The organism is Salinisphaera sp. SWV1, from assembly GCF_052044155.1.
In the GTDB taxonomy this organism is placed as follows: domain Bacteria; phylum Pseudomonadota; class Gammaproteobacteria; order Nevskiales; family Salinisphaeraceae; genus Salinisphaera.
On sequence record NZ_JBQDYE010000095.1, the window covers coordinates 1 to 1,150 of the forward strand.

General features: G+C 59.1%; 1 protein-coding gene. It reads right to left on the bottom strand.

Going from position 1 to position 1,150, the window contains the following annotated elements; all coding sequences use genetic code 11:
* Position 1: 1 nt before the first annotated feature.
* Positions 2–1,090, bottom strand: a complete 1,089-nt coding sequence (locus ACS8YF_RS19560; RefSeq protein ID WP_440851765.1) for an IS630 family transposase — start codon at positions 1,088–1,090, stop codon at positions 2–4.
* Between the last annotated feature and the right edge of the window lie 60 nt (positions 1,091–1,150).

Below are 1,150 nucleotides of genomic sequence, written 5' to 3' on the forward strand. Positions count from 1 at the left end.
CCTAGTGTCCTGTAACGGAAATTCGTTCACATAGTCGTTCGATTTTGCGCAGGATGGAATCGGCCGAGGCGTACCAGACGAATGGCGCACATTGCGCATTGTGCTGCTCGACGAATCGATCAATGCGGGCGACCAGATCCTTGACGCTTTTGAAGGAGCCGCGCCGAATGGCGCGTTCGGTGATATGGGCAAACCACCGCTCGACCTGATTGAGCCACGAGGCATAGGTCGGCGTGAAATGCAGGTGAAAACGGGGTCGTTGCGCCAGCCAGGCCCGGACCTTGGGATGCTTATGAGTGGCGTAGTTATCGAGGACGAGATGCACATCCAGTTCGGCCGGTACCTGACGCTCGATATGCCGCAGGAAACGTAGAAACTCCTGGTGTCGATGCCGATGCTGGCATCGTGCGATGACCTCGCCGGTGGCGATATCCAGCGCGGCGAATAGCGTGGTGGTGCCGTGGCGGACGTAATCGTGCGTCACGCCTTCCACGTAGCCCAGGCCCAGCGGCAACATCGGCTGGGTGCGATCCAGCGCCTGCACCTGACTTTTTTCATCCACGCAGAGCACCAAGGCCTTATCCGGCGGGTTGAGATACAGCCCGACGACATCGCGCACTTTCTCCGCGAAATACGGATCCGTGGACAACTTGAAATGACGCTGACGATGCGGCGCCACGTCAAATGCCGACCAGATCCGCTGCACCGTCATATGCGATACGCCAACCTGCTGGGCCATGCGTCGGGTGCTCCAGTGAGTCGCATCCTCTGGCGTGTGCTGCAGCGTATGGTTGAGCAGTTCCATTACCCGCTCATCGTCAATCTCGCGCGGCCGGCCGGGCCGTGTGACGTCATGTAGACCCGCCACGCCCTGCGTCACGAAGCGTTGCCGCCATTTACTGACGGTTCGGGGCGACACGTCCAGCCGCGCGGCCACCGCTTTATTAGTATGGCCTTCAACGCAGGCGAGCACGATCTGGGCTCGCTGTACGATACTGAACGGATAACTGCGTGAACGGGCCAGTGACGTGAGTTCGTCGGCTTCTGTCGATGACAAATGAATCGGGGGGAGAAAACGACCGCGCGGCATCAGACACACCCATGTTCAAGCCTGTGACCAATGCTACGAAATTGAGTTACAGGACACTAG

What these genes read in the sequence shown, in the direction of transcription:
- ACS8YF_RS19560 (WP_440851765.1), bottom strand. Translation starts at nt 1,090, where the DNA reads ATGCCGCGCGGTCGTTTTCTCCCCCCGATTCATTTGTCATCGACAGAA.